Origin of the sequence: Micromonospora sp. NPDC052213 (genome assembly GCF_040679695.1) — a bacterium.
In the GTDB taxonomy this organism is placed as follows: domain Bacteria; phylum Actinomycetota; class Actinomycetes; order Mycobacteriales; family Micromonosporaceae; genus Micromonospora.
In genome coordinates this window covers 1-22,404 of record NZ_JBFAVI010000022.1, presented here as the reverse complement: position 1 = coordinate 22,404, position 22,404 = coordinate 1, and the positions used below count along the sequence as shown (strand labels likewise).

The 22,404-nt window shown below is 71.2% G+C and carries 16 protein-coding genes; 15 read left to right on the top strand and 1 reads right to left on the bottom strand.

Going from position 1 to position 22,404, the window contains the following annotated elements:
* Window positions 1-83: 83 nt before the first annotated feature.
* Genes AB0L34_RS08625 through AB0L34_RS08605 form a run of 5 tightly spaced genes read left to right on the top strand, consistent with a single transcriptional unit; the run spans window position 84 to window position 9,283 of the window.
* Window positions 84-1,070: a DUF1702 family protein gene (locus AB0L34_RS08625; RefSeq protein ID WP_357454363.1), complete on the top strand. Its 987-nt coding sequence runs from the start codon at window positions 84-86 to the stop codon at window positions 1,068-1,070.
* 42 nt (window positions 1,071-1,112) lie between these two features.
* Window positions 1,113-6,926: a type I polyketide synthase gene (locus tag AB0L34_RS08620; RefSeq protein WP_363703098.1), complete on the top strand. Its 5,814-nt coding sequence runs from the start codon at window positions 1,113-1,115 to the stop codon at window positions 6,924-6,926.
* Window position 6,927: 1 nt separating this feature from the next.
* Complete coding sequence (locus AB0L34_RS08615) at window positions 6,928-7,368, top strand: acyl-CoA thioesterase (protein WP_357454369.1); 441 nt, start codon at window positions 6,928-6,930, stop codon at window positions 7,366-7,368.
* Window positions 7,368-7,919: a flavin reductase family protein gene (locus AB0L34_RS08610; RefSeq protein WP_363703096.1), complete on the top strand. Its 552-nt coding sequence runs from the start codon at window positions 7,368-7,370 to the stop codon at window positions 7,917-7,919. Before AB0L34_RS08615 ends, AB0L34_RS08610 begins: the two co-directional genes overlap by 1 nt.
* Complete coding sequence (locus tag AB0L34_RS08605) at window positions 7,916-9,283, top strand: cytochrome P450 (protein WP_363703094.1); 1,368 nt, start codon at window positions 7,916-7,918, stop codon at window positions 9,281-9,283. Before AB0L34_RS08610 ends, AB0L34_RS08605 begins: the two co-directional genes overlap by 4 nt.
* Here AB0L34_RS08605 and AB0L34_RS08600 read toward each other — a convergent pair.
* Window positions 9,196-10,011, bottom strand: a complete 816-nt coding sequence (locus AB0L34_RS08600; RefSeq protein WP_363703092.1) for a helix-turn-helix transcriptional regulator — start codon at window positions 10,009-10,011, stop codon at window positions 9,196-9,198. The genes AB0L34_RS08605 and AB0L34_RS08600 overlap by 88 nt on opposite strands.
* Before the next feature lie 519 nt (window positions 10,012-10,530).
* Between AB0L34_RS08600 and AB0L34_RS08595 the strand changes: the two genes are divergently transcribed.
* The 10 genes from AB0L34_RS08595 (at window position 10,531) to AB0L34_RS08550 (ending at window position 22,367) form a co-directional block, all read left to right on the top strand.
* On the top strand, window positions 10,531-11,181 hold the full coding sequence (locus AB0L34_RS08595) for a MerR family transcriptional regulator (RefSeq protein ID WP_363703090.1): 651 nt from the start codon (window positions 10,531-10,533) through the stop codon (window positions 11,179-11,181).
* 481 nt (window positions 11,182-11,662) lie between these two features.
* Window positions 11,663-13,582 (top strand): CRTAC1 family protein, encoded by a 1,920-nt coding sequence (locus AB0L34_RS08590; protein WP_363703088.1) that lies wholly within the window; start codon window positions 11,663-11,665, stop codon window positions 13,580-13,582.
* 137 nt (window positions 13,583-13,719) lie between these two features.
* Window positions 13,720-14,589: an enediyne biosynthesis protein gene (locus AB0L34_RS08585; RefSeq protein ID WP_363703143.1), complete on the top strand. Its 870-nt coding sequence runs from the start codon at window positions 13,720-13,722 to the stop codon at window positions 14,587-14,589.
* 942 nt (window positions 14,590-15,531) lie between these two features.
* Window positions 15,532-16,320: an AraC family transcriptional regulator gene (locus AB0L34_RS08580; RefSeq protein ID WP_363703086.1), complete on the top strand. Its 789-nt coding sequence runs from the start codon at window positions 15,532-15,534 to the stop codon at window positions 16,318-16,320.
* A 217-nt stretch (window positions 16,321-16,537) separates the two neighbouring features.
* Window positions 16,538-17,716, top strand: coding sequence for an acyl-CoA dehydrogenase family protein (locus AB0L34_RS08575; protein WP_363703084.1), 1,179 nt, complete (start codon window positions 16,538-16,540; stop codon window positions 17,714-17,716).
* Between the two features lie 34 nt (window positions 17,717-17,750).
* On the top strand, window positions 17,751-18,173 hold the full coding sequence (locus AB0L34_RS08570) for an SgcJ/EcaC family oxidoreductase (RefSeq protein ID WP_363703082.1): 423 nt from the start codon (window positions 17,751-17,753) through the stop codon (window positions 18,171-18,173).
* Between the two features lie 631 nt (window positions 18,174-18,804).
* Complete coding sequence (locus AB0L34_RS08565) at window positions 18,805-20,064, top strand: SufS family cysteine desulfurase (RefSeq protein WP_363703080.1); 1,260 nt, start codon at window positions 18,805-18,807, stop codon at window positions 20,062-20,064.
* 136 nt (window positions 20,065-20,200) lie between these two features.
* Window positions 20,201-21,067: an SUMF1/EgtB/PvdO family nonheme iron enzyme gene (locus AB0L34_RS08560; protein ID WP_363703078.1), complete on the top strand. Its 867-nt coding sequence runs from the start codon at window positions 20,201-20,203 to the stop codon at window positions 21,065-21,067.
* A 14-nt stretch (window positions 21,068-21,081) separates the two neighbouring features.
* Window positions 21,082-21,348, top strand: coding sequence for a MoaD/ThiS family protein (locus AB0L34_RS08555; protein ID WP_350710450.1), 267 nt, complete (start codon window positions 21,082-21,084; stop codon window positions 21,346-21,348).
* A complete protein-coding gene (locus AB0L34_RS08550) occupies window positions 21,348-22,367 on the top strand; it encodes a quinone oxidoreductase (protein ID WP_363703076.1) in 1,020 nt (339 codons plus the stop codon). Before AB0L34_RS08555 ends, AB0L34_RS08550 begins: the two co-directional genes overlap by 1 nt.
* Window positions 22,368-22,404: the final 37 nt, after the last annotated feature.

Sequence of the window (22,404 nt, the reverse complement as noted above, 5' to 3'; positions counted from 1 at the left end):
CCGCCGCAGGAAGACGTTTGCCGCAAGCGAGCCGCGTGGGTACCCGGCCCGCTCGATCGGCGCTGACCACGTAAGGGGTACCAGTGGGTTTCATCGGTTCGCTGCGTCGCATCGTCCTGACGCCGGAGGTGCACAACACGTACGTGAGCGTGCGGGGCTTCCATGTGAAGTCACCGCAGGCGCAGGGACTCCTGGAGACGATCGGTCGGACGTTCCTCGAGGGCTACGGCGACGCGGCCGGGGCAGGGCGGGTGGCCGAGATCGAGCCGGCCCTCGAGCGGATTCCCGAGCGGTTCCGCGGATTCGGCTACGAGGGCGCGGCGATGGCACTGGCCATCCGCGACGCCCTGCCGTTCGGCGGCGGGAAACTGGAGGAGTTCCTCGCCGGCCCCGGCGACCGGCACGTCTACATGGCGTACGTCGGCATCGGGTGGGCGATGGCACGACTGCCCCGATTCCGGTGGCCCATGCTGCACACCCCGGACCCGCTGCTGCGCTGGCTCGCCCTCGACGGGTACGGATTCCACCAGGCGTACTTCCGTACCCGGCGGTACGTCTTCGAGCACTTCCAGCCGGAGCGGTTCCCGTGGCCGGTCGACGACGACACGGGCTACGCCAACCGCGCCATCGACCAGGGGATCGGCCGGGCGCTGTGGTTCGTCGGCGGCACCGACGTACTGCAGGTCACCCGACTCGTCGACGGGTTCGCCGAGTCCCGCCGGGCCGACCTGTACAGCGGCGTCGGCCTCGCCGCCACCTACGCCGGCGGCGCGGACGAGACGGAGCTGCGCGAACTCTGGCGCCGCGCCGGGGCATACCGCGCCCACCTGATCCAGGGCTCCGCGTTCGCCGCGGCGGCCCGGGTGCGCGCCGGGCTCGTGGTCCCGCACGTGGAGACCGCCACCCGCCTGTTCTGCGGGCTCCCGCCGGTCGAGGCGGCGGCGGTCACCGACCGCGCACGGCCTGGTCATTCCCTGCCCGGCGAGCCACCGGCGTACGAGATCTGGCGGAGCCGCATCCGGAAGACGCTCGCCATCGGCCGGTACGACCGCGCGTCGGACACCCGCTAGCACTGCGGTCGCGACCGCGACCAGATCGGAGATTCGCTCAACATGACGAGGATCGCCATCGTCGGCATGGCATGCAGGTATCCGGATGCGACCTCCCCGAAGGAGCTGTGGGAGAACTCCGTCGCCGGCCGGCGGGCCTTCCGCCGACTGCCCGACAGCCGGATGAGGCTCGCCGACTACTGGTCGGCCGATCCCGCCGCGCCCGACCGCTTCTACGCCCGCAACGCCGCCCTACTGGAGGGCTGGGAGTTCGACCGGATCGCGTTCAAGGTCGCGGGCAGTACGTTCCGCTCCACCGACCTGACGCACTGGCTGGCGCTCGACGTCGCCGCCGCGGCGTTGGCCGACGCCGGATTCCCCATGGGCGCGGGCCTGCCGCACGAACGGACCGGCGTGGTTGTCGGGAACAGCCTCACCGGTGAGTTCTCCCGCGCCAACCAGCTCCGGCTGCGGTGGCCCTATGTCCGCCGGGTGCTCGCCTCCGCGTTGACCGACGCGGACTGGAACGAGCAGCGCCTGGCGGACTTCCTCGACCGTGTCGAGGCCGACTACAAGCGGCCCTTTCCGCCCATCGACGAGGACACCCTCGCCGGAGCCCTCTCCAACACCATCGCCGGCCGCATCTGCAACCACTTCGACCTCCAGGGTGGCGGCTACACCGTGGACGGCGCCTGCTCCTCCTCACTGCTGTCGGTCATCACCGCCTGCCGTTCCCTGGTCGACGGCGACATCGACGTGGCGCTCGCGGGCGGGGTCGACCTCTCGATCGACCCCTTCGAGATCATCGGCTTCGCCAAGACCGGAGCGCTCGCCACCGGCGAGATGCGGGTGTACGACCGCGACTCGAGCGGGTTCTGGCCGGGTGAGGGCTGCGGGATGGTCGTGCTGATGCGGGAGGAGGAGGCACGGCGGGCCGGGCACCGCATCTACGCCACCGTGGCCGGCTGGGGGATCTCCTCCGACGGCAGGGGCGGCATCACCCGACCGGAGGCCGACGGCTACCGACTCGCGTTGCAGCGGGCGTACGCGAGGGCGGGGTTCGGGCTGGACACCGTCGCGTTGTTCGAGGGGCACGGCACCGGGACGAAGGTGGGCGACACGACCGAGCTGTCCGCCCTGTCCCAGGCACGGCGGAAGGCCGACCCGGACGCGGCTCCCGCCGTGATCAGCTCGATCAAGGCGATGATCGGCCACACCAAGGCGGCAGCCGGGCTGGCCGGCCTGATCAAGGCCACCATGGCGGTGCACCATGAGGCGTTGCCTCCGGCGCTCAGCTGCCCGCGACCGCACGAACTGCTCACCGCGCCCGACCGGGCCCTGCGGGTGCTCTCCGAGGCCGAGCCGTGGCCGGCCGACGCCCCGGTGCGCGCCGGCATCACCGCCATGGGCTTCGGCGGCATCAACACCCACGTGGTGCTGGACAAGCCGGGTGCCCGTCGACCGCGGCACCTGGACGCGCGGACGGTCGCACTCGCCGCAGGGGCACAGGACGCCGAACTGCTCGTGCTGGACGGCATGTCCTGGACGGCACTGCGGGAGCGCGTGGAGCAGGTCGCCGGGTTCGCCGGCGCCGCGTCGTACGCCCAGCTCACCGATCTGGCCGTGGCATTGCGGAACGACCTGCGTGACCTGCCGTACCGGGCGGCCGTTGTCGTCACCGCCCCCGAGGACGCCGAACACCAGCTCCGCCGCATCCTCGACGCCATCGACGCGGGGGAGACATCCCTGGCATCGGGACTGGACCGCGCGTTCCTCGGTCGGGTCGCTGGTCGTGGCCGGATCGGCTACCTCTTCCCCGGCCAGGGATCAGGCACCGGCGTCAGCGGCGGAGCGCTGCGGCGCCGGCTCCCGGCCCTGGACGCCGTGTACCGGCTCGCGGCGCTGCCGTCCGGCGGGGACACGGTAGCGACCGAGGTCGCGCAGCCCCGCATCGTCACCGGCTCCGTCGCCGGCCTGTCCGCGCTGTCGGCGCTCGGCATCGACGCCACCGTGGCGCTCGGCCACAGCCTCGGTGAGCTGACCGCGCTGCACTGGGCCGGCGTCATGGACGAGTCCACCCTGCTGCGGCTCGCCAGTGCGCGGGGCCGTGCCATGGCGCGGCACAGTGCGTCGGGCACGATGGCGGGGATCGCCGCCCCACCGGAGGTCGTCGCCCGGCTCGTCGGCGACCTCCCGGTCGTCGTCAGCGGATACAACGGCCCCGGCCAGACGGTCGTCTCCGGCGGGGTGGCCGCCGTCGAGGACGTCTGCCGCCGGGCCGTGGCCAGCGGCGTCACGGCGGTGCCGCTCGCGGTCTCCCACGCGTTCCACTCGCCGTTGGTCGCGCCGGCCGCCGACGCGTTCGCCGCCGAGCTGATCGGTGTCGAGCTCGGCACCGTCGACCGGCGCGTCGTCTCGACCGTCACGGGCGAGCTGCTGCCCGCGCCGACGGACGTGGTGTCACACCTGCACCGGCAGATCACCGAACCGGTCAGGTTCAGCCAGGCGGTCGCCGCCGCGGCCGAGGAGGTCGACCTCTTCGTGGAGGTCGGGCCCGGCCGGGTGCTCGCCGGTCTCGCCGCCGGCGTCACCGACGTCCCGGCGGTGTCGCTCGACACCGACGACGAGTCGCTGGCGAGCCTGCTGAGAGTGGTCGCCGCGGCGTACGTCCATGGGGCCGCCGAGATCCCCGAGCGGTTGTTCGAGGACCGCCTGGCCCGGCCGATCGACATCGGCGCGCCTGCCGCCGTCCTGAGCAGCCCCTGCGAGGCCGCCCCGCTCACCGACGCCACCGGGGGCCAGGGCGCCACCGTCGTGGAGCCCTCGGGCGCCCCCGCCGCCGCGGCGTGGGCGGTGGACCCGGTGCCGACGGACCCCGCAGCCGCTCCGGCGGAGGCGACGCTGGACCTGCTGCGTCGGATGGCCGCCGCCCGGGCCGAGCTTCCGCTGGAGATGGTGCGTCCGGACAGTCGCCTCCTCGACGACCTGCACCTGAGCTCCATCACCGTCGGGCACGTCGTCAACGAGGCGGCCGAGCGGCTGGGCGTGCCGGCGGCGCGTACCCCGATGAACTTCGCGACCGCGTCGGTCCGTGAACTCGCCGAGACGCTCGACGAGCTGCGGGCGAGCGCGGGGGAGGGCGCTGTGGAGGCGGCCCCGCCGGTGGCCGGAGCGGCCAGCTGGGCCAGGGCCTGGCGCGTCGACCTCGAGCCGGCGCCGGCGCCCGACCCGGTGGAGCCTGTCGGTGCCGGCCCCTGGCGCCGGTACGCCCGAGCGGACCACCCGTTCGCCGCCGCCCTCGCCGAGCGGCTGGAGAACGCCGAGGTGGGCGCCGGGGTGCTGGTCTGCCTGCCAGCGCAGTGCACGCCGGCCGACCTCGAACTCGCTCTGCACGGTGCGCAGGAGGCGCTGGCCGGCGACCCGGGCACGAGGTTCGTGCTCGTGCAGCACGGCCGCGGGGCGGCGGGTCTGGCCAAGACCCTGCGGCTGGAGGCGCCCCACCTGCGGGTGACGATCGTGCACCTGCCGCCCGCCGCCGACGGGGTGGACCACGTCGTCGAGGAGGTCCGCGGCACCGACGGGTACGTCGAGGCGTACTACGACCACGACGGGGTCCGGCGGCTGCCGACGCTGCGCGCCATGCCCGTGCGGCCCGACAGTTCCGACCTGCCCGTCGACGAGTCGGACGTGCTGCTCGTCACCGGCGGCGGCAAGGGGATCACCGCCGAGTGCGCGCTGGCGGTGGCCGTGGACACCGGGGCCCGGGTCGCACTCCTCGGCCGGTCGGATCCGGCGGAGGACGCCGAGTTGGCGGCGAACCTGGAGCGGTTGGCGCACCACGGCGTGACGGCGCACTACGTCCGGGCGGACGTCACCGACCCCGCCCAGGTCCGTGACGCGGTCGACGAGGTCCGCCGGGTACTCGGTCCGGTGACCGCCGTCCTGCACGGGGCGGGGATCAACGAACCGGCGGCGCTGGGGAACCTCGACGTCGCCGCGTTGCAGCGCGCCTTCGCCCCGAAGGTCGACGGGCTGCGGGCCGTGCTGGACGCCGTCGAGGCGCGGAACCTGCGACTGCTGGTCACCCTCGGCAGCATCATCGGCCGCGCCGGCCTGCGGGGCGAGGCGCACTACGCGACGGCGAACGAGTGGTTGGCCGAGCTGACCCGTGCGTTCGGCGCGGAGCATCCCGGGTGCCGCAGCGTGTGTCTCGAATGGTCCGTCTGGTCGGGCGTGGGGATGGGCGAGCGGCTGTCGGTCGTGGAGAGCCTGGCCCGCGAGGGTGTCACGCCGATCACCCCCACGCAGGGGGTCGAGCTGCTGCGTCGCCTGCTCACGGATCCTGCCGTGCCCCCCGTCGTGGTGATCAGCGGACGCACCTCCGGGATCGACACGATCGGCTACGAGCAGGTGCGGCTGCCGCTGCTGCGGTTCCTGGAGCGGTCACTCGTCCACTACCCCGGCGTGGAGCTCGTGACGGAGGTGGAGCTGAGCCCGGGCAGCGACCTGTACCTGCCGGACCACCGTCTCGACGGCAACCTGCTCTTCCCCGCGGTCCTCGGCATGGAGGCGATGGCCCAGGTGGCGTCGGCGCTCACCGGCCGGTCGTCGGTGCCCGTCATCGAGAACGCGGAGTTCCTCCGGCCGATCGTCGTACCGCTCGACGGCACGACCCAGATCCGCGTCGCCGCGGTCGTCACGGACACCGAGGTGGTGGACGTGGTGATCCACAGCAGCGAGACCCGGTTCTCCGCCGAGCACTTCCGGGCACGTCTGCGCTACGACGACGGACCTGCGCCCGACGGCCCGCCCGCTCCTGGCCCGGTCGGGCTACCGGCCGTGTCGCTGCGTCCGGCGGAGGACCTCTACGGCGACGTCCTGTTCCAGGGCGAGCGATTCCAACGGGTCCTGCGGTACCACCGGGCGGCGGCCCTCGAGGTCGACGCCGACCTCGCGATGGCGTCGGTGGACTGGTTCGCGCCCTTCCACCCGAGCACGCTGGTGCTCGGTGACCCCGGGATCCGGGACGCGCTCATGCACGGCAACCAGGTCTGCGTGCCGCACGCCACGTTGCTGCCGATCGGCGTCGACCGGATCCACCCCGCCGGCGGGCCGGTCGAGCCGGGCGAGTTCAGGTACTGCGCCATCGAACGCTGGCGTGACGGCGACACGTACGTCTACGACGTGGCGTTGCGGTCCGCGGGCGGGACCGTCGTCGAACGCTGGGAGGGGCTGCGCCTGCGCGCCGTCCGCAAGACGGACGGACAGGGGCCCTGGGCGCCCGCGCTGCTGGGCCCGTACCTGCAGCGCGCTGTCGCCGACGTGACCGGTGCCGGGATGGCTGTCGCCGTGGTGCCCGACGAGGAGTCGGCCGGCGGTGACCTCCGGGCGCTGCGCCGGTCGCGTTCTGCCCGGGCGTTGGCGCACGCCGCCGGACGGGTGATCCCGGTGCGGTACCGGAGCGACGGCCGGCCGGAGATCGACGGCGGTCAGGACGTGTCCTTCGCCCACGGGGCGGGGGTGACCGTCTGCGCGTTGGCGCCCTCGGTGGTCGCGTGCGACGTGGAGCCGGTGGCGTTTCGGTCGCCGGTCGAGTGGCGTGGCCTGCTCGGTGCGCACGCCGAGCTGCTGCCGTTGCTGACCGACCCGGAGACGGGTGAGGACCGGGACGTGGCGGCGACCCGTGTGTGGGTGGCGATGGAGTGCCTGCAGAAGGCGGGCGAACCGCCGGTCGCTGCCCTGACCGTCCTGCCGGTCGAGCAGCCCGGCTGGGTCGTCCTCAGTGCCGGGCGGTTTACCGTCGCGACCTTCGTCACGACGCTGCGCGACCGACCGGAACCGGTGGTGTTCGGCCTGTTGAGCAGGGAGGACCGATAGCATGTCGCGCTATTTCGAGTACCGGCACGTGGTCGGATTCGAGGAGACCAACCTTGTCGGCAACGTCTACTACGTCAACTACCTGCGCTGGCAGGGCAGGTGCCGGGAGTTGTTCCTCCGGGAACGGGCGCCCCAGGTGCTGGCCGACCTGCAGGCCGATCTGAAGCTGTTCACCCTGCGGGTCGACTGCGAGTTCTTCGCGGAGCTGGCCCTCTTCGACGAGCTGTCCATCAGGATGCGGCTGGTCGACCTCGCGCAGACCCAGGTGGAGTTCGGATTCGACTACGTGCGCCTGGACGCCACGGGCGCCGAGACACTGGTGGCCCGGGGCATGCAGCGGGTCGCCTGTATGCGCGGACCGAACACGCGGACCGTGCCGACGCGGGTGCCGGATCCGCTCGTCCGGGCGCTGACGCCCTTCACGGCCCGGGGGGACGCGTGATGGCCGCGCCGGACGGTGACCGGGGTGGCCTGCCGACGAGCGACGGGACGGACACCCGGCGCGCGCTGCGACGCGTCTTCGGCACCTTCGCCACCGGCGTGACGGTGATGACCGTCGGCGGGGACGAGCCGCACGGGATGACCGCCAACTCGTTCACGTCGGTCTCGCTCGACCCGCCGCTGGTGCTCGTCTGTGTCGACCGGACCACGATCATGCACCGCTTCCTCGAGACGGCGGCGTACTTCGGCATCTCGGTCCTCGCCGCCGGCCATGCGGGGCTCGCGCGCTACTTCGCCGACTCGCGCCGTCCGGTGGGACCGGCGGAGTTCGCGCAGGTCGCCACGATCGCGGGGGAGCGGACCGGGGTGCCGTTGATCCCGGACGCCCTCGCCTGGTTCGAGTGCGAGCAGTGGCGGCGCTACGACGGGGGAGATCACACGATCGTGGTGGGCCGGCTGCTGTCGACGGCCCTGCCCGGAGAGGACGAGGCCCTGCTGTTCCACCGGGGACGGCTCCGACCTGTCGGCCCCGACCTGGAGGTCCCGTCATGACGCTGCCGCACGACCGACTGCTGTCCCCGCCCGGTCCGCCCCGACGCGCCGCCCTGCGCATGCTGGCCGTCATGGCACGGGACCGGCTGGGCATGATCAGTGACGCCATCGCGCTGTACGGGGACGCGGTCCGGCTGCCCGTGGGGCACAAGAGCCTGCACATCTTCAACCGGCCCGACCACGCGAAGCACGTCCTGGCCGACAGCAGCGACAACTACCGCAAGGGGATCGGCCTGGTCCACGCGCGGCGGGCGCTGGGCGACGGCCTGCTGACCAGCGAGGGCGAGCTGTGGCGCAAGCAGCGCAAGGTGATCCAGCCGGCCTTCCATCCGCGGCGGATGGCGCGGCACGCCGACCTCATCGCCGTCGAGGCCGAGCAGCTGATGGACCGACTCCGGCAGTGGCGCGGCGACGACCCGGTCGACGTCGTGTCCGAGTTCACCGGGCTGACCCTGGGCGTGCTGGGCCGGACCCTGCTCGATGCGGACCTGAGCGCGTTCGGCTCCATCGGGGACGAGTTCGCCGCCGTGCAGGATCAGGCCATGTTCGAGCTCGCCTCGCTCGGATCGGTACCGACCTGGCTACCGCTGCGACGCCAGTTGCGGTTCCGCCGTGCCCGCCGCGAGTTGCAACGGGTGGTCGATCAGTTGGTCGAGCAACGGAAGGGCTGGGGGGACGGACATGACGACGTGCTGTCCCGGCTGGTCGCCTCCACCCGGACGGAGGCGGATCCGCGCGTGGCACGGCGCCGGCTCCGGGACGAGCTGGTGACGCTGCTCCTCGCCGGGCACGAGACCACGGCGAGCACCCTGGGCTGGACCCTGTACCTCATCGACAACGAGCCCGAGGTGCGGGAGCGGCTCCGTGAGGAGGCGGACCGGGTCCTCGGCGGCCGCCTGCCGACGTACGAGGACCTGCACCATCTCCGGTACAGCACGATGGTGGTCGAGGAGGCGATGCGGCTGTACCCGCCGGTGTGGCTGCTGCCGCGCATCTCCGTGGCGGCTGACGTGGTCGGCGGCTACCACGTGCCCGCCGGGTCCGACGTCGTGATCCTGCCGTACACCCTCCACCGGCACCCGGAGTTCTGGACGCGGCCGGAGCGGTTCGACCCGGAGCGGTTCGATCCGGCCCGGGTGCGTGAGCGGCCTCGGTACGCCTACATCCCCTTCGGTGCGGGACCACGCGTCTGCGTCGGCAGCAACCTCGGCATGATGGAGGCCGTGTTCGTGCTGGCCATGATCGCCCGGGAGTTTCGGCTCTCGACGCTGCCCCGTCACCAGGTCGTCCCGGAGCCGATGCTCTCGCTGAGGATCCGGGCCGGGCTGCCGATGCTGGTCAGCGGGGTGGGCGCGATGGCGTGACGACGCTCCTGTTCCTGGCGCAGCCTCAGCACCGCCTGCGGCGGCAGGTCGAGGAGCGAGAGCAGGGCCGGCGGGTCGAAGTCCCGCGGCGGGCGCACGGTCATCTCCGTCGCCTGGACGCTGCCGCCCCCGGCGATCCGGACCGGTCCGTACCGGGCCACCGCGGTGACCTGACCGATGTGGTCCGGGTCGTTCGCCGCGATGCTGCGGCCCCTCAGGGAGTGCGCGATGAGGTACCACGACCCGGGGGTGACCCCTGAGAGCTGGTACGGGCCGGGACGATCCATGACGGCCCAACTGGCCGGCCGTCCCTCGGCGATGGCGTCGGGGAACAGTCCGATGAAGATCGGCGCGGCGAAGCCCGGGCAGAACGTCCGTACCTCGCCGGTGATGGTGGCGCCCGCCCTCGCCGGGGTGGTCTGCTCCGTCGGCAGTGGTTGGGGATAGCGGTGGCGCCGGTACGCCGCGGGAGATATTCCGACACTGCGGTGGAACCGCGAGCTGAAGGTGCCGAGGCTGGTGTAGCCGACCGACGTGCTGATTGCCGCCACCGTCAGCGAGGTGCTGATGAGCAACCGTTTGGCCTCCTGGATACGGATGGCCGCGAGGAACCGGCCCGGTGATATGCCGGTGAGTCGCCGGAAGAGCCGCGAGAAGTGATATCGGCTGAACATGGCCGCGGTCGCCAGGTCGTCGATCGTCAGGGGCTCGGCGAGCCTTTCCCGCATGGTCCACAACGCACGTCTTACGGCAATTTCGCCTATCAGCATTGCGCCCTCTTCCCAGTGTCGGGGCGCGGTGTTGTCCGACTGCGTCGACAACGCCGCCCGACAGAGTATTTGTATATTAAAAGTGCCTATTAAATTTAGGGTTGTCGTTCTTGATCAAGAACTTGCCGCTAGATGTTATCGCCCGGAAATCGTTCCGGCAACCATGTGTCCGGTTTTCGATCGGCACAGCGTCGACGAATCGTCACCGACAGTGATGGATAGTTGCGCTATCTGCCCCACGAGACTGTTTCCGGTTAGTCGCTGCCAAAAGCGACGGAAGCGGTACGGCTGTGCGGCCCAGGCTGCGGCGTCGGATGCCCGGGTGGCCCGACGGGGCCGGGGGGCCGATACCGGCGGTGAGAATGGCCGTGGCGGCGGGGGAGACTGCTGAGGCGAGGAGGGCGTGCCCACCATGCGGACGCAGCGGGCGAAACAGCGAATACGCGCTCTTCCTATCGAGCTACGCGAAACGGACGCATGGTGTTGATGACGATGAGGATTCGGGAGTTGAGTAGTCGGTCCGGCCTCCCGGTGCCGACCATCAAATTCTATCTGCGGGAGGGGCTTCTTCCGCCAGGCCAGGCGACCGCCGTCGGCCGGCAGCTGTACTACGGCGAGCACCACCTGTCGCGGCTGAGTCTGATCCGCATGCTGACCGTCGTCGGCCGGATGAGTCTGGCCTCGGTCCGGGAGGTCCTCCAGGCGGTCGACAATCGGGGGCTGCCCCTCGCCGGGCTCTACGCGGTGGTCACCGAGGCGCTGTTCGCCGAGGACAGCCTGAACCTCGTGCCCGAGCGGCGCGGCGCCGCGGACCGGGTCGACTCCTTCGTGGACGGACTGGGCTGGCGGGTGGCCGACACGTCACCCGGCCGGCAGACGCTGACGCGGGTGCTCACCGCCCTCGAACGGTTGAGCGGTGACGTCGAGGTGGACATCTTCGTTCCGTACGCCGAGGCCGCGGTGCGTCTGGCGGCTCTGGAGGCCGCGTCCATGCCGGGGAGCCTGGACTCGGAGCGGGACGCGGCAACCCTGGTCGCGCGGGCGGTCCTGTTGGAGGCGGCGATGGCGGCGCTGCGCCGAATGGCGCGCGAGCATCTGGTCGGGGTGGCGGGCCGGCTCGGCGCCTGAGCGCGGTGGTGAGCCGGACGGTCGCCGTGCCCGGGCCGCCACCGGCGCTGGCGGCGGTCGGGGACCCGCTGGCGGCGCCGCCGGCCGGCGATGGGGCGCCGCGAGCCACGACGGCATCGTGCGAGAAGACTCTGGTCGGTTTCTTCGGCCATGATGTTGTTGGTTCGGGCCCACTCCGATAATGCGGTTCGCCGATTGTCGGGCGCCGCGCCTCTCGTTTCTCCCCGGAAGGAGAACCGTCCCCCGTGGAATAGGTGGACGGCTCGCCGACGATCACCGCCGACAACGCGGCCGACACGCGGAACTGCTTTGGTGGCCGTGGCGAAGGTCCTCGTGCGTCGAACGGGACGGGCGGCGGTGGTCTCGAACCGTCGCAATTCGGCGCAGCGCGCGATGTCGTCGTACCGGCGCTGCCTATTCCGAGGGGGAGCCGTTGGCACCGCAACCGGTTGGCGTTCTGCGCCGACTAATACCCGCGCTCATGGTGCTCGTTCTGTTAGCCGGCTCATATGCCGTCGCCCGCCTGCCTTCAGCGTCGGAGGCGGACCGGGCGAGGCTGGCGTCGCAGTTCGAGTTCACGGAGCTGCCCATCATCCTGCCGCCCGGGCTGCCCGTGCGCACTGTCCGCGCCGTCAACCCGCAGTATGACCACATCCGGTCATGGGTCTCCTCCGTCGGCGCCGCCGTCGCGATCAACGACCTGGACGGTGGCGGCGTGGCCAACGACATGTGCCTGGTCGACACCCGCAGCGACAGCGTGATCGTCACGCCCGCGCCCGGTAGCGGGAACGTCTACCAGCCCTTCGTGCTCGACCCCGCGCCGCTGCCGGTGCACTCGGCGATGGCGCCGATGGGGTGCGTACCCGGTGACTTCAACGAGGACGGCTGGACCGACCTCCTCGTCTACTACTGGGGCCGGACCCCGGTCCTGTTCATGCACCGCGGTGGACGGGTCGCCCTGAGCCCGGGCAGCTTCCTGCCGACCGAACTCGTCGGCCAGCGTGGCAACGGCAACGGCAACGGGGAGTACGACGGGCAGCTCTGGAACACCAATGCCGTCTCCGTCGCGGACTTCGACGGGGACGGACACGTCGACCTCGGGATCTTCAACTACTTCCCCGACTCCCGTGTGCTCGACCCGGAGGGGCTGGCGGGCGTCCAGATGAACCACTCGATGTCACACGCCCGCAATGCGGGCGGCGCCCACATCCTGCGGTGGACCGCCGCCAGCGGGGGGCAGCGCCCGTCGGTCACGTACGAGGAACAGAAGGCCCTGGACCCGGCGGTGGCCACCGGCTGGACGCTGGGGGCGGCCTCGGCCGACCTTGACGGCGATCTCCTGCCCGAGCTGTACCTGGCCAACGACTTCGGTAACGACCGCTTCTTCCACAACCGGTCGGTCCCCGGGCGGATCCGGTTCGAGCTCGTCGAGGGTGAGCGTGATCCCTTCACGCCGAAGTCGCTGGTCCTCGGCCACGACTCGTTCAAGGGCATGTCCATCGAGTTCGGTGACCTGGACGGCAGCGGGCGCTTCGATGCTTTCGTCAGCAACATCACGACGTCCTGGGGGCTCGAGGAGAGCACGTTCGTCTGGCGCAACACGGCCGCCAGTCCGCAGGCGGCCGGGTCGATGATGCGCGACGGCAGAGCCCCGTACGAGAACGTGGCAGCCGACCGTAACCTCGCCTGGTCGGGCTGGGGCTGGGACGCGAAGATGGCGGACTTCGACAACAACGGCGCCGTCGAGGTCGTGCAGACCAACGGCTTCGTCAAGGGCAGCCTGAACCGCTGGGCCTGGCTGCAGGAGTTGGCGATGGCCAACGACCTGATGCTGCGGGATCCCGCGATGTGGCCCAACGCCGGACCGGGCGACGACATCGCCGGCTCCCAGCCCGTCGCGTTCTGGGTGCCCGAGGGCAACGGCCGGTACGTCAACGTCGGCAGCGAGCTCGGCATGACGGACGACACCCCGAGCCGCGGCGTCGCCGTCGCGGACGTCGACGGCAACGGCAGCCAGGACTTCGCCGTCGCACGGCAGTGGGGACCTCCCACCTTCTACCGCAACACCACCGGCGATCTCGGCGATTTCATCGGCCTGCGGCTGTACCGGCCCGCCGCCGCCGACGACGCGCTCGGCACTCCCGCCTACGGCGCCCAGGTCCGCGTCCGGACCGCGGACGGCCGGATCCGCCTGGCCCAGCTCGACGGGGGTGGCGGGCACTCCGGGAAACGTAGCTTCGAGATCGTGGTCGGACTCGGCGAGATCGGCGACCAGCCGGTCTCGGTCGAGGTGACGTGGCGAGACCTCGACGGCGTCGTCCACGCCCAGACGCAGGAGATGACCCGCGGCTGGCACAGCCTGATGCTCACGGATCAGGTGCGGGAGGTGAGTGGGCGATGAGCACGCGGTCCATCGACAGGCCCGTCGGCTCGGCGGGCCCGCGACGCACCGGCGGTGACCCGCCGGCGCCGAACCCTCCGACCTCCGCGGTGCCCCGGGATCCGCGCTACATCGCACTACGCAACTTCGCGATCTCGATGACCGTCTTCAACGTCCTCGGCTACACCGTCCTCGGCTTCGAACAGCCGTGGACCTGGCCCATCTTCGCGCTCCTGGTCGGCTACTCGGCGGAGATCCTGATCGAGTGGGTCACCGCTGCCGCGCACCGGCGTCGACCGGAGTTCGCCGGTGGCGGGCTGCGGGGGATGTACACGTTCCTGCTGCCGACACACATCACCGCCCTCGCCGCCAACATGCTCCTGTACGCCAACGACCGCTTCTGGCCCATCGCATTCGCGGTCCTCGTCGCGATCGGTCAGAAGGCACTGCTCCGTGCGCCCATCAACGGGCGGATGCGGCACTTCATGAATCCGTCCAACCTCGGCATCTCGGCGGCGCTGCTGGTGTTTCCATGGGTGAACGTCGCCCCGCCGTACCACTTCACGGAGCACGTCCCCGACGCGATCAGCATCGTCATCCCGCTCGTCATCATCACCTCCGGCACGGTCCTCAACGCCCTGCTGACCAAGAAGGTGCCGCTCATCCTCGGATGGGTGGGCGGGTTCGTCATCCAAGCGCTGGTCCGGCACTGGACGCTCGACGTGGCGCTGTGGGGCGCGCTGGTGCCGATGACCGGGGTGGCCTTCGTCCTGTTCACCAACTACATGATCACCGATCCCGGCACCACGCCGACCAAGGGCTGGAACCAGTTCGCCTTCGGCTCCGGCGTCGCCGCGGTCTACGGGATCCTGATCGCCTTCAACGTCGTCTACACGCTGTTCTTCGCTGTCACCATCGTCTGTCTCGTCCGGGGCGTGATGTGGTGGATCATCTGGCTGCGTCGCCCCGCGGGCAGTCGGGCGAGTGCGGCCGGGAGCGTACCGGTGGGTGCGCCTGGGAGGGCATGACGTGACGGCCGGCGGCGGAGCCCGGCCGGCCCCATCGCCTTGGCGGCTCGCGAGCGGCCGGCGCCTGACGCCGGCCGCTCGTGGGTTGTCGGCCTGCGAGCTGCCAGTCGGCCTGCGGGCCGCCTGGTGGCCACGCCCGGTCGCCTCGGCGCGGGCGACCGGGCGTGGCCGTGGCGTGCCTGCCTCCTCGCTACGGCAAGGCGGGCTATGGCATTTGCCGCCGGCGTGCTGTCTAATAGGACGTTCGGCCCTCGTCACGATCTGTCATCGAGCTGTGGCTGAACGTCAGTTGCGCTGAGTGGCGAGTCAGTGGCCCGTACACGTCGCGTTAACACTATCCGTCACCAGTTAACAGGCTGCCGCATGCTTCGTCGTCGATTCGACTTTACGGAGCGTCCACGCGGCGCGGCCACTGTCGGTGACGATTCTCGGTGGTGTTGGCCCCGCCCATGGCGCATGCGCGGCCCCGCAGTCGGGGATGCAATTACTCAAGGAATGCGCAACAGGCGTGATTCTGCGCACGGAACCTTTCTTCAAGCGTGCGGGATTGACAGCACTTTTCAAGATGCCGCGCCCTTCCCGTCCCGAGAGGATTACCGCAATCGCAGGTCGAGGACGTGCGGAGTTCGAAGAGGGAGTGAACGTGCCAGATGGTGGTCACATGTCGACATTCGACACGGTCTCCCGGCCTGCTCCGCCTCGTTCTGGGCGGTCGGGTCGGCAGGTGAGACTGTCCGAAGGGTAGTCATCCGCAAGGTTGGCCGGGCGGGCCGGATGTCCCGTTCCCGGTGCACCTGCGGTTGACCGCCGACGAGGTGCGGCACGTAGCCCTCGGAAACCGGGATCAGTGAATTCCGGGCCATTTCTCGGAATGCGTCCGGGGGTGTTTTCGCGCCCTTTTGATGATGGCGACATCGTGGCGTCGTAGGCCTGGGAGACGTGATGAACAATCATTTCGTTGATGCTGTCGAGCGTTCCATAGTCCTGATGCATGAGAACCTCGGTGAGCAGCTGACGGTGGACGACATGGCGCGTGCCGCCATGTTCAGCAAATTCCACTACACTCGGGTCTTTCAGAGGATCACCGGCGTTTCTCCGGGTCGATTCCTGTCGGCCCTGCGGCTCCAGCGTGCGAAGACGTTGCTGCTGTCGACGTCCATGAACGTGGCCGACATCAGCGTGCACGTCGGATACAACAGCGTGGGCACGTTCAGTTCCCGCTTCACCCGCAGCGTCGGCGTCTCGCCGATCGAGTACCGCCGTTGCGGAGGGGCGGTGCCTCGCCTCGGGGCGACAAAGCCCGAACTCGGCGCCGAATCCGCCGACGGCGTGGTGTCCGGAGTGATCTCGGCCTGCTCACCGGTGGCGCTCGACGCGATCTTTCTGGGCCTCTTCAAGAGTCGGATACCCGAGGGGCAGCCGACGAGTTGCGCCATGTTGTCGGGGCCGGGGCGGTTCGTGCTCGACAGGGTTCCCGAGGGCACGTGGTATCTGCTCTGCCACGGTGTGGGGCCGGGGCGGGGCGCTGGCGGCGACGATGACGACGTCTCCCAGTTCGGCAGCCACGGCCCCTTCCGGATCGGACCGGAGCAGAAGAGCCTGGATGTCGTCGTACGGCTCGGTCCCGCCCGCCTCTGCGACCCACCGATGCTGCTCGCACTTCCCGACCCCCGCACCATCGCACCGGTCCGCCGATCCGGATGGGGGAGGGCCCTCGGCCGTGCGGCCTGACGGCACGGGCACCCCGCGCCGTCGGTGGCGCGCCCGGTGAGGGTCCCGGAGCGTCGCCGCCGCAACGCGGGAGATGAGGCCGTCCGGCCGGCCGTGCGATGGTGGCGTGACCATGATCGAGACTCTTCGATGACTTCCGCTGCCGCTGCGGACGAGCCGCGGCGGCGCGCACCCCCTGTCCGGCTCTGCGAGCCGAACGTCCACAAGGAGGCATGAGTTGACCAACGACCAACCCGGACGTGCCGAGGTGCTCCGCCGAGCATCCGAGCTCGTCCCGACCCTGCGGAAGTTCTCGACGTGGAACGAGGAGAACCGGCGGGTGCACGACGAGGCCGTCGCCGCCCTGACCGACGCCGGCATCTTCCGGCTGCGCACGCCGACGCGGTACGGCGGCTACGAGTGCGACACCCGTACGCTCGTCGACGTCGCCGCGACGCTCGCCCGGGGGGACGGATCGACCGCCTGGACGGCCTCGGTCTACTGGATTCCGACCTGGATGGCGTCTCACTTCCCGGACCATGTCCAGGATCAGGTTTTCGCCAGTCCCGACGCGCGCATCTGCGGAACGCTCAGCCCCAGTGCGATGGCCGCCCCGGCGGAGGGTGGGATCGTCGTCAACGGCAAGTGGGGCTTCATCACCGGCGCCCTGCACAGTCGGTGGCAGGTGGTCATCGCGGTGCTGGTCGCGCCGGAGGCCGAGCCCATGCCCGTCATCGCGCTGGTCCCCACCGCGGACCTGCACATCATCGACGACTGGCACACGTCGGGGCTGAAGGGCACCGGCAGCGTCAGCACGGTCGCCCAGGACGTCTTCGTGCCGCAGGACCGCTTCCTGCCGCTGGGCGCGGTGCTGCAGGGGCAGGGCGCGTCGCAGGCCAACGCCGCCAGCGGGATCTACCAGGTGCCGCTGCTTCCGGTGGCCTCCGCGTCGTCGGTGGGTGTCGCGCTCGGCCTCGCCAAGGCCGCCATGGACGTGTTCACCCAGCGGCTCGATGATCGCAAGATCACCTACACCGACTACGCCAGCCAGCGCGAGGCGCCCATCACGCACCTCCAGCTCGCCGAGGCGGCCATGCTGATCGACGAGGCGGAGTTCCACGCGCACCGGCTCGCCGGAACCGTGGACCGGAAGGCGGCCGAGCGGGCGGAGTGGACGATGCCGGAGCGGGTGCTGGCGCGGGCCGACATGGGCGCGGCCGTCCGACGCTCCCAGGAGGCGGTCGAGGTCCTGGCCAACGCCAGCGGCGGCTCCTCCATCTACCTCGACAACCCGATGCAGCGTATCCGCCGGGACATCCAGGCGCTGAGCATGCACGCGCTCATGCACCCCGACACCAACGCGGAACTGTACGGCCGCCTGCTCAGCGGGCTGGGGCCGAACACCCTCTACGTCTGACCAACACGGTCCACAACAGCAGGAGGAGACCATCGTGTCCGCAACCAGCCAGAGTTTCCGTGCCAGCCCGGCCGACCACGCCGCGATCGCGGCACTACCGAGCAGGATCGTGGCGGCGTGGGCCGAGCACGACGCCGAGGCCTTCGGGGCGGTCTTCGTCGAAGACGGCACCATGATCCTGCCGGGCCTGTTCCTGACGGGCCGCGACGCCATCGTCGCCTTCATGCGGGAGGCGTTCGCGGGCCCGTACCAGGGCACGCGAGTCACGGGCCAGCCCGTCAACGTCCGCTTCCTCGACGGCGAGGTCGCCATCGTGCTCACCGAGGGTGGTGTGCTCGCGCCCGGCGAGACGACCGTCGCGAAGGAACGCGCCGTCCGCGCGTCCTGGCTGATGGTGAAGCGCGACGGCGCCTGGCTCCTGGCCGCCTATCAGAACAGCCCCAGCGAAGGCGCCTGACGGCGCTCCAGCCACAGCCACCGCGCGCTTCTCGGTCCAGGCCGGGATCCGCGCGGTGGCTGTCCGCTGCACGTCGGCGTGCGACATCGCGGCGGACCGCAGCGCGGCGTTCGACGCCGGCGCGGGCCACCGCGCCGGGCTCCCGGAAGGCCGTCCCGACACGCGAAGAGGGGGCGGCTGCCGCCCGCCCCCTCGTGCACCTGCCGACACCAGTCATCTACTGCCGTCAGGGCTACTTCTATTGAAGTAGATCAATCGTGCCGGTTCACCTTCCACAGTGCGGGACCCGAGCCCGTGCCGGGCGACGCACGCCGCGACCGCGGCGTCGACCTCGACCGAGCGCCGAGACCTCCGGGCACGGGGGGAGGTGTCGGCGCCGCGTCGTGATGGCAGGGTCGCCTCAGGCGCGCTGACGGTGCCACGGGCCACGCGGTGGACCAGCCCGAGCCGTCCCACAAGCGCCGCGAGGAGACCTCGGAGGAACGATGGACGCCACGTCACGCAGAGCTGGCTCCGCCGCCTGGCGGGACGCTGACCGGTCCGACGTGACCGGCCCCAGCCGGCGCCGCGCGCGGGCAATCACCGTGCGCCCGGCCGGGCGGACCGGACGTGGGCTCCAGGAGGGCCGGCGGTGACCTCGGCGGCGTACGACGTCGAGCGGGTGCGAGCCGACTTCCCGATACTGGGCCGCCAGGTCAACGGGCGCAAACTCGTCTATCTGGACTCGGCCAGCAGTTCCCAGGCGCCCAGGCAGGTGCTCGACGCGCTGCATCGGCACCACCGCGGGCACCACGCCAACGTCGGACGCGCCTCGCACACCCTGGCGGCACAGGCCGGCGCCGCCTACGAGGCCGCCCGGGCGAGGGTGGCCGCGTTCGTGGGCGCCCGGACCGAGGAGCTCGTCTTCACCCGGAACGCGACCGAGGCGATCAACCTCGTGGCACACGCCTTCGTCCCCCGAGACTCCCGACAGCCGGGAGACCCCCGGTTCCGGCTGGGACCCGGTGACGAGGTCGTCGTCACCGAGATGGAGCACCACTCGAACCTCGTGCCGTGGCAGCTGCTGTGCCGGCGCACCGGAGCCACCCTGCGGTGGATCCCCCTGACCGGGGACGGGCACCTGGACCTGTCCTGTCTCGAGACGGTGGTCAACGCGCGGACGAGGCTGGTCTCCTGGGTGCACGTGTCGAACATCCTCGGCACCGTCAACCCGACCCGCGAGATCGTGGACCGGGCTCGTGCGGTCGGCGCGCTGACGCTGCTGGACGGGTCCCAGTCGGTCCCGCACCGCCCCGTCGACGTCGGGGCGCTCGACGTGGACTTCCTCGCCTTCACCGGGCACAAGATGTGCGGGCCGACCGGAATCGGCGCGTTGTGGGGGCGGGGAGAGTTGCTCGACGCCGTACCGCCGCTGCTCGCCGGCGGCGGCATGGTGGCGGGCGTCGAGCTGGCGGAGTCGACCTTCCTGCCGGTCCCGGCGAGGTTCGAGGCGGGCACGCCGCCCATCGTGCAGGCGATCGGGCTCGGCGCGGCGGTGGACTACCTCGGCGCGGTCGGCATGGCAGCCGTACGTCGTCACGAGCGGGACCTCACCGCGTACGCCTTGGGTGTTCTCGACGGGGTGAAGGGCCTGCGGATCCTCGGGCCAGGGAATCCGGCGGACCGTGGGGGAGTCATCTCCTTCGTTCTCGACGGCTTCGAGCCCGCCGAGGTGGGCCGGTACCTGGACCTGCATGGCATCCAGGTGCGCGTCGGCCGGCACTGCGCGGCCCCGGTCTGTCGGCGGTACGGCCTGTCGGGCACGGTCCGTGTGTCGCTTCATCTCTACAACACCCGCGCCGAGATCGACTTCCTGGCGGCCGTCCTGCTGGGCATGGGCAGCGGTCGCTGACCCCACCGGGCCGCCGGCGGTGCCGCCGCACAGCGAGAGGTGCCGGCAGCCCGATGCCGTCGTGATGATTGATCCACGATGCGGATCCGGATCCGGTGCAGGCACCGGTCCGGCGGCAGAAAAGGCTGGGGACGCGATGGGCGAGATGTGCCGGATACCGGGTGGTGCGTTCCGGCAGGGGAGTCCGGACTGGGTGATCGACTGGCTCGAGGCGGCCGACCAACCGCTGCCCCGGCTGTGGTTCGCCGACGAGACACCGCAGGTGACCACCGTCGTCAAGCCGTTCCGCATCGACCGGTTCCCGGTCACCGTCGGCGAATACGCCCGGTTCGTGCGGGACACCGGCTACCGGACCGAGGCGGAGCGGCGGGGCTTCGGCCTGGTCTACACGGAGCAGGGCTGGATCGAGCGCGAAGGGGTCACCTGGTGTGCTCCGGGCGGCCCGGGCACCGGAGGTCCCGACTTCGACGACCATCCCGTCGTCCACGTCTCGTGGCGTGACGCGAACGAGTTCGCCCGCTGGTCCGGTCGGCGGCTGCCCACGGAGGCCGAGTGGGAGTTCGCCGCCCGGGGACCCGACTTCCGGATCTGGCCCTGGGGCGACGAGTGGGACGTCGAAGCCGCCAACACCGCGGAACTGCACGCCGGCCCGCTGCACTCGTTGTCGGCGTGGCAGCAGTGGTGGCGGGCCGAGTGCGAACGGATCGGGCCGGTTCCCCGTACGTCCCCCGTCGGGTCCTTCCGTGGTCGTGGCGACAGCCCTTTCGGCTGTGCGGACATGGCCGGCAACGTCTACGAGTGGACCTCGACGCTGTCGCGCCTCTACGACGACAGCACCCGGTGCGACCCGACGGTGCGGATGGCGATGGGCAGGTACCGCGTCATCCGTGGCGGCTCGTGGATGAACTTCCGCTACCAGGTCAGGTGCAGCGAGCGCATGCACGGGGACCCGGATGGCTGGTCCAGCTTCGCGCACGGCTTCCGCTGCGCCTCCGACGTCTGAATTCGAGGAGACACATGGTCAGAATCGTGGTGCCCGCCGTCTGGACCCCGCAGGGCCGGACCGATTTCGAGGGCACATCCGGCCCGCTGGACGACGTCGTCCGGGAGTTCGCCGCGCGTCACCCGGAGTTCGGTCGGCGGCTGCTCGACGCGGACGGCGAGCCGCTGCGCTATCTCAACATGTGCGTCGACGACGAGATGATCCCCCGGCACCAACGGGCCGCCGCCACGGTCGGGCCCGATGCTGTCGTGACCATCATCGCGCCGATGGCGGGTGGCTGATGACGTCCGCGGAAACACCTGGGCCGCCGCGGACGGGCGCGGGCACGGTCCCGCGCCGGGTGGTCATGCAGGCGTACGGCGACCCGGCGGTCCTGACCGTCCGCGACACCGACCTTCCCCAGGTGTCGGCGGGTGACGTCCTCGTCCGCGTCGCGGCCGCGGGTGTCAACGTCGTGGACCTGTACCAGCGCAGTGGCGTCTACCCGGTGTCCCTGCCCTTCACCCCTGGATTCGAGGGGAGCGGAACGGTGGTCGCGGTCGGCGCGGGCGCCACCGGTGTCGCGGTCGGGGACAGGGTCGCGTGGATGGGGCAGCCGGGTTCGTACGCGACCCACTGCCTGCTACCGGCGGCACGGCTGGTGCCCGTGCCCGACGGGTTGAGCCTCACCGACGCGGTGGCAGCCCTTGTCCACGGCATGACGGCGCATCTACTGACCACGGACGTGTACGCGCCGTCCGAGGGCGCCGTGTGTCTGGTGCACTCGGCCGCCGGCGGCGTCGGCGGGATGCTGTGCCAGTTCGCCGCACGGCGCGGTGCGACCGTCATCGGCACGGTCTCCCGCGACGACAAGGCGTCGGCGGCGCTCGAAGCCGGCGCCCACCATGTGATCAACTACAGTCGCACGTCGTTTCCCGCCCAGGTCCGCGAGCTCACCGCAGGACGGGGCGTCGACGTGGTGTACGACGCCGTCGGACGGGACACCTTCACCGACGGGCTCGCCTGCCTTCGGCCGGGTGGCACGTTCGTGCTCTACGGCCAGGTCAGCGGAGCGGTCGATCCGGTCGACCCGCAGCTGCTCAACTCGTACGGATCGCTGTTCCTCACCAAGGTGTCGCTCAGTCACTACGACCGCACCCCTGAGCAGACGCGCCGCCGCGCCGCGGCGGTGTTCGACGACGTGGTCGCCGGACGGCTGCGCGTACGGGTGCACGCCACCTTCCCGCTCGACGCCGCGGCCGCGGCCCACGACGAGTTGGCGTCGCGTCGTACGCGCGGCAAGATCCTGCTTCTGCCTTGACCTCGGCGTACGGGCAGGCCGGTCCGCCGGCCTGCCC

Excerpts from the sequence above, each read along its gene's own strand:
- AB0L34_RS08620 (WP_363703098.1), top strand. The coding sequence starts at position 1,113 with ATGACGAGGATCGCCATCGTCGGCATGGCATGCAGGTATCCGGATGCG.
- AB0L34_RS08615 (WP_357454369.1), top strand. The coding sequence starts at position 6,928 with ATGTCGCGCTATTTCGAGTACCGGCACGTGGTCGGATTCGAGGAGACC.
- AB0L34_RS08610 (WP_363703096.1), top strand. The coding sequence starts at position 7,368 with ATGGCCGCGCCGGACGGTGACCGGGGTGGCCTGCCGACGAGCGACGGG.
- AB0L34_RS08605 (WP_363703094.1), top strand. The coding sequence starts at position 7,916 with ATGACGCTGCCGCACGACCGACTGCTGTCCCCGCCCGGTCCGCCCCGA.
- AB0L34_RS08600 (WP_363703092.1), bottom strand. The coding sequence starts at position 10,011 with ATGCGGGAAAGGCTCGCCGAGCCCCTGACGATCGACGACCTGGCGACC.
- AB0L34_RS08595 (WP_363703090.1), top strand. The coding sequence starts at position 10,531 with ATGGTGTTGATGACGATGAGGATTCGGGAGTTGAGTAGTCGGTCCGGC.
- AB0L34_RS08590 (WP_363703088.1), top strand. The coding sequence starts at position 11,663 with ATGGTGCTCGTTCTGTTAGCCGGCTCATATGCCGTCGCCCGCCTGCCT.
- AB0L34_RS08585 (WP_363703143.1), top strand. The coding sequence starts at position 13,720 with ATGACCGTCTTCAACGTCCTCGGCTACACCGTCCTCGGCTTCGAACAG.
- AB0L34_RS08580 (WP_363703086.1), top strand. The coding sequence starts at position 15,532 with ATGAACAATCATTTCGTTGATGCTGTCGAGCGTTCCATAGTCCTGATG.
- AB0L34_RS08560 (WP_363703078.1), top strand. The coding sequence starts at position 20,201 with ATGGGCGAGATGTGCCGGATACCGGGTGGTGCGTTCCGGCAGGGGAGT.
- AB0L34_RS08555 (WP_350710450.1), top strand. The coding sequence starts at position 21,082 with ATGGTCAGAATCGTGGTGCCCGCCGTCTGGACCCCGCAGGGCCGGACC.
- AB0L34_RS08550 (WP_363703076.1), top strand. The coding sequence starts at position 21,348 with ATGACGTCCGCGGAAACACCTGGGCCGCCGCGGACGGGCGCGGGCACG.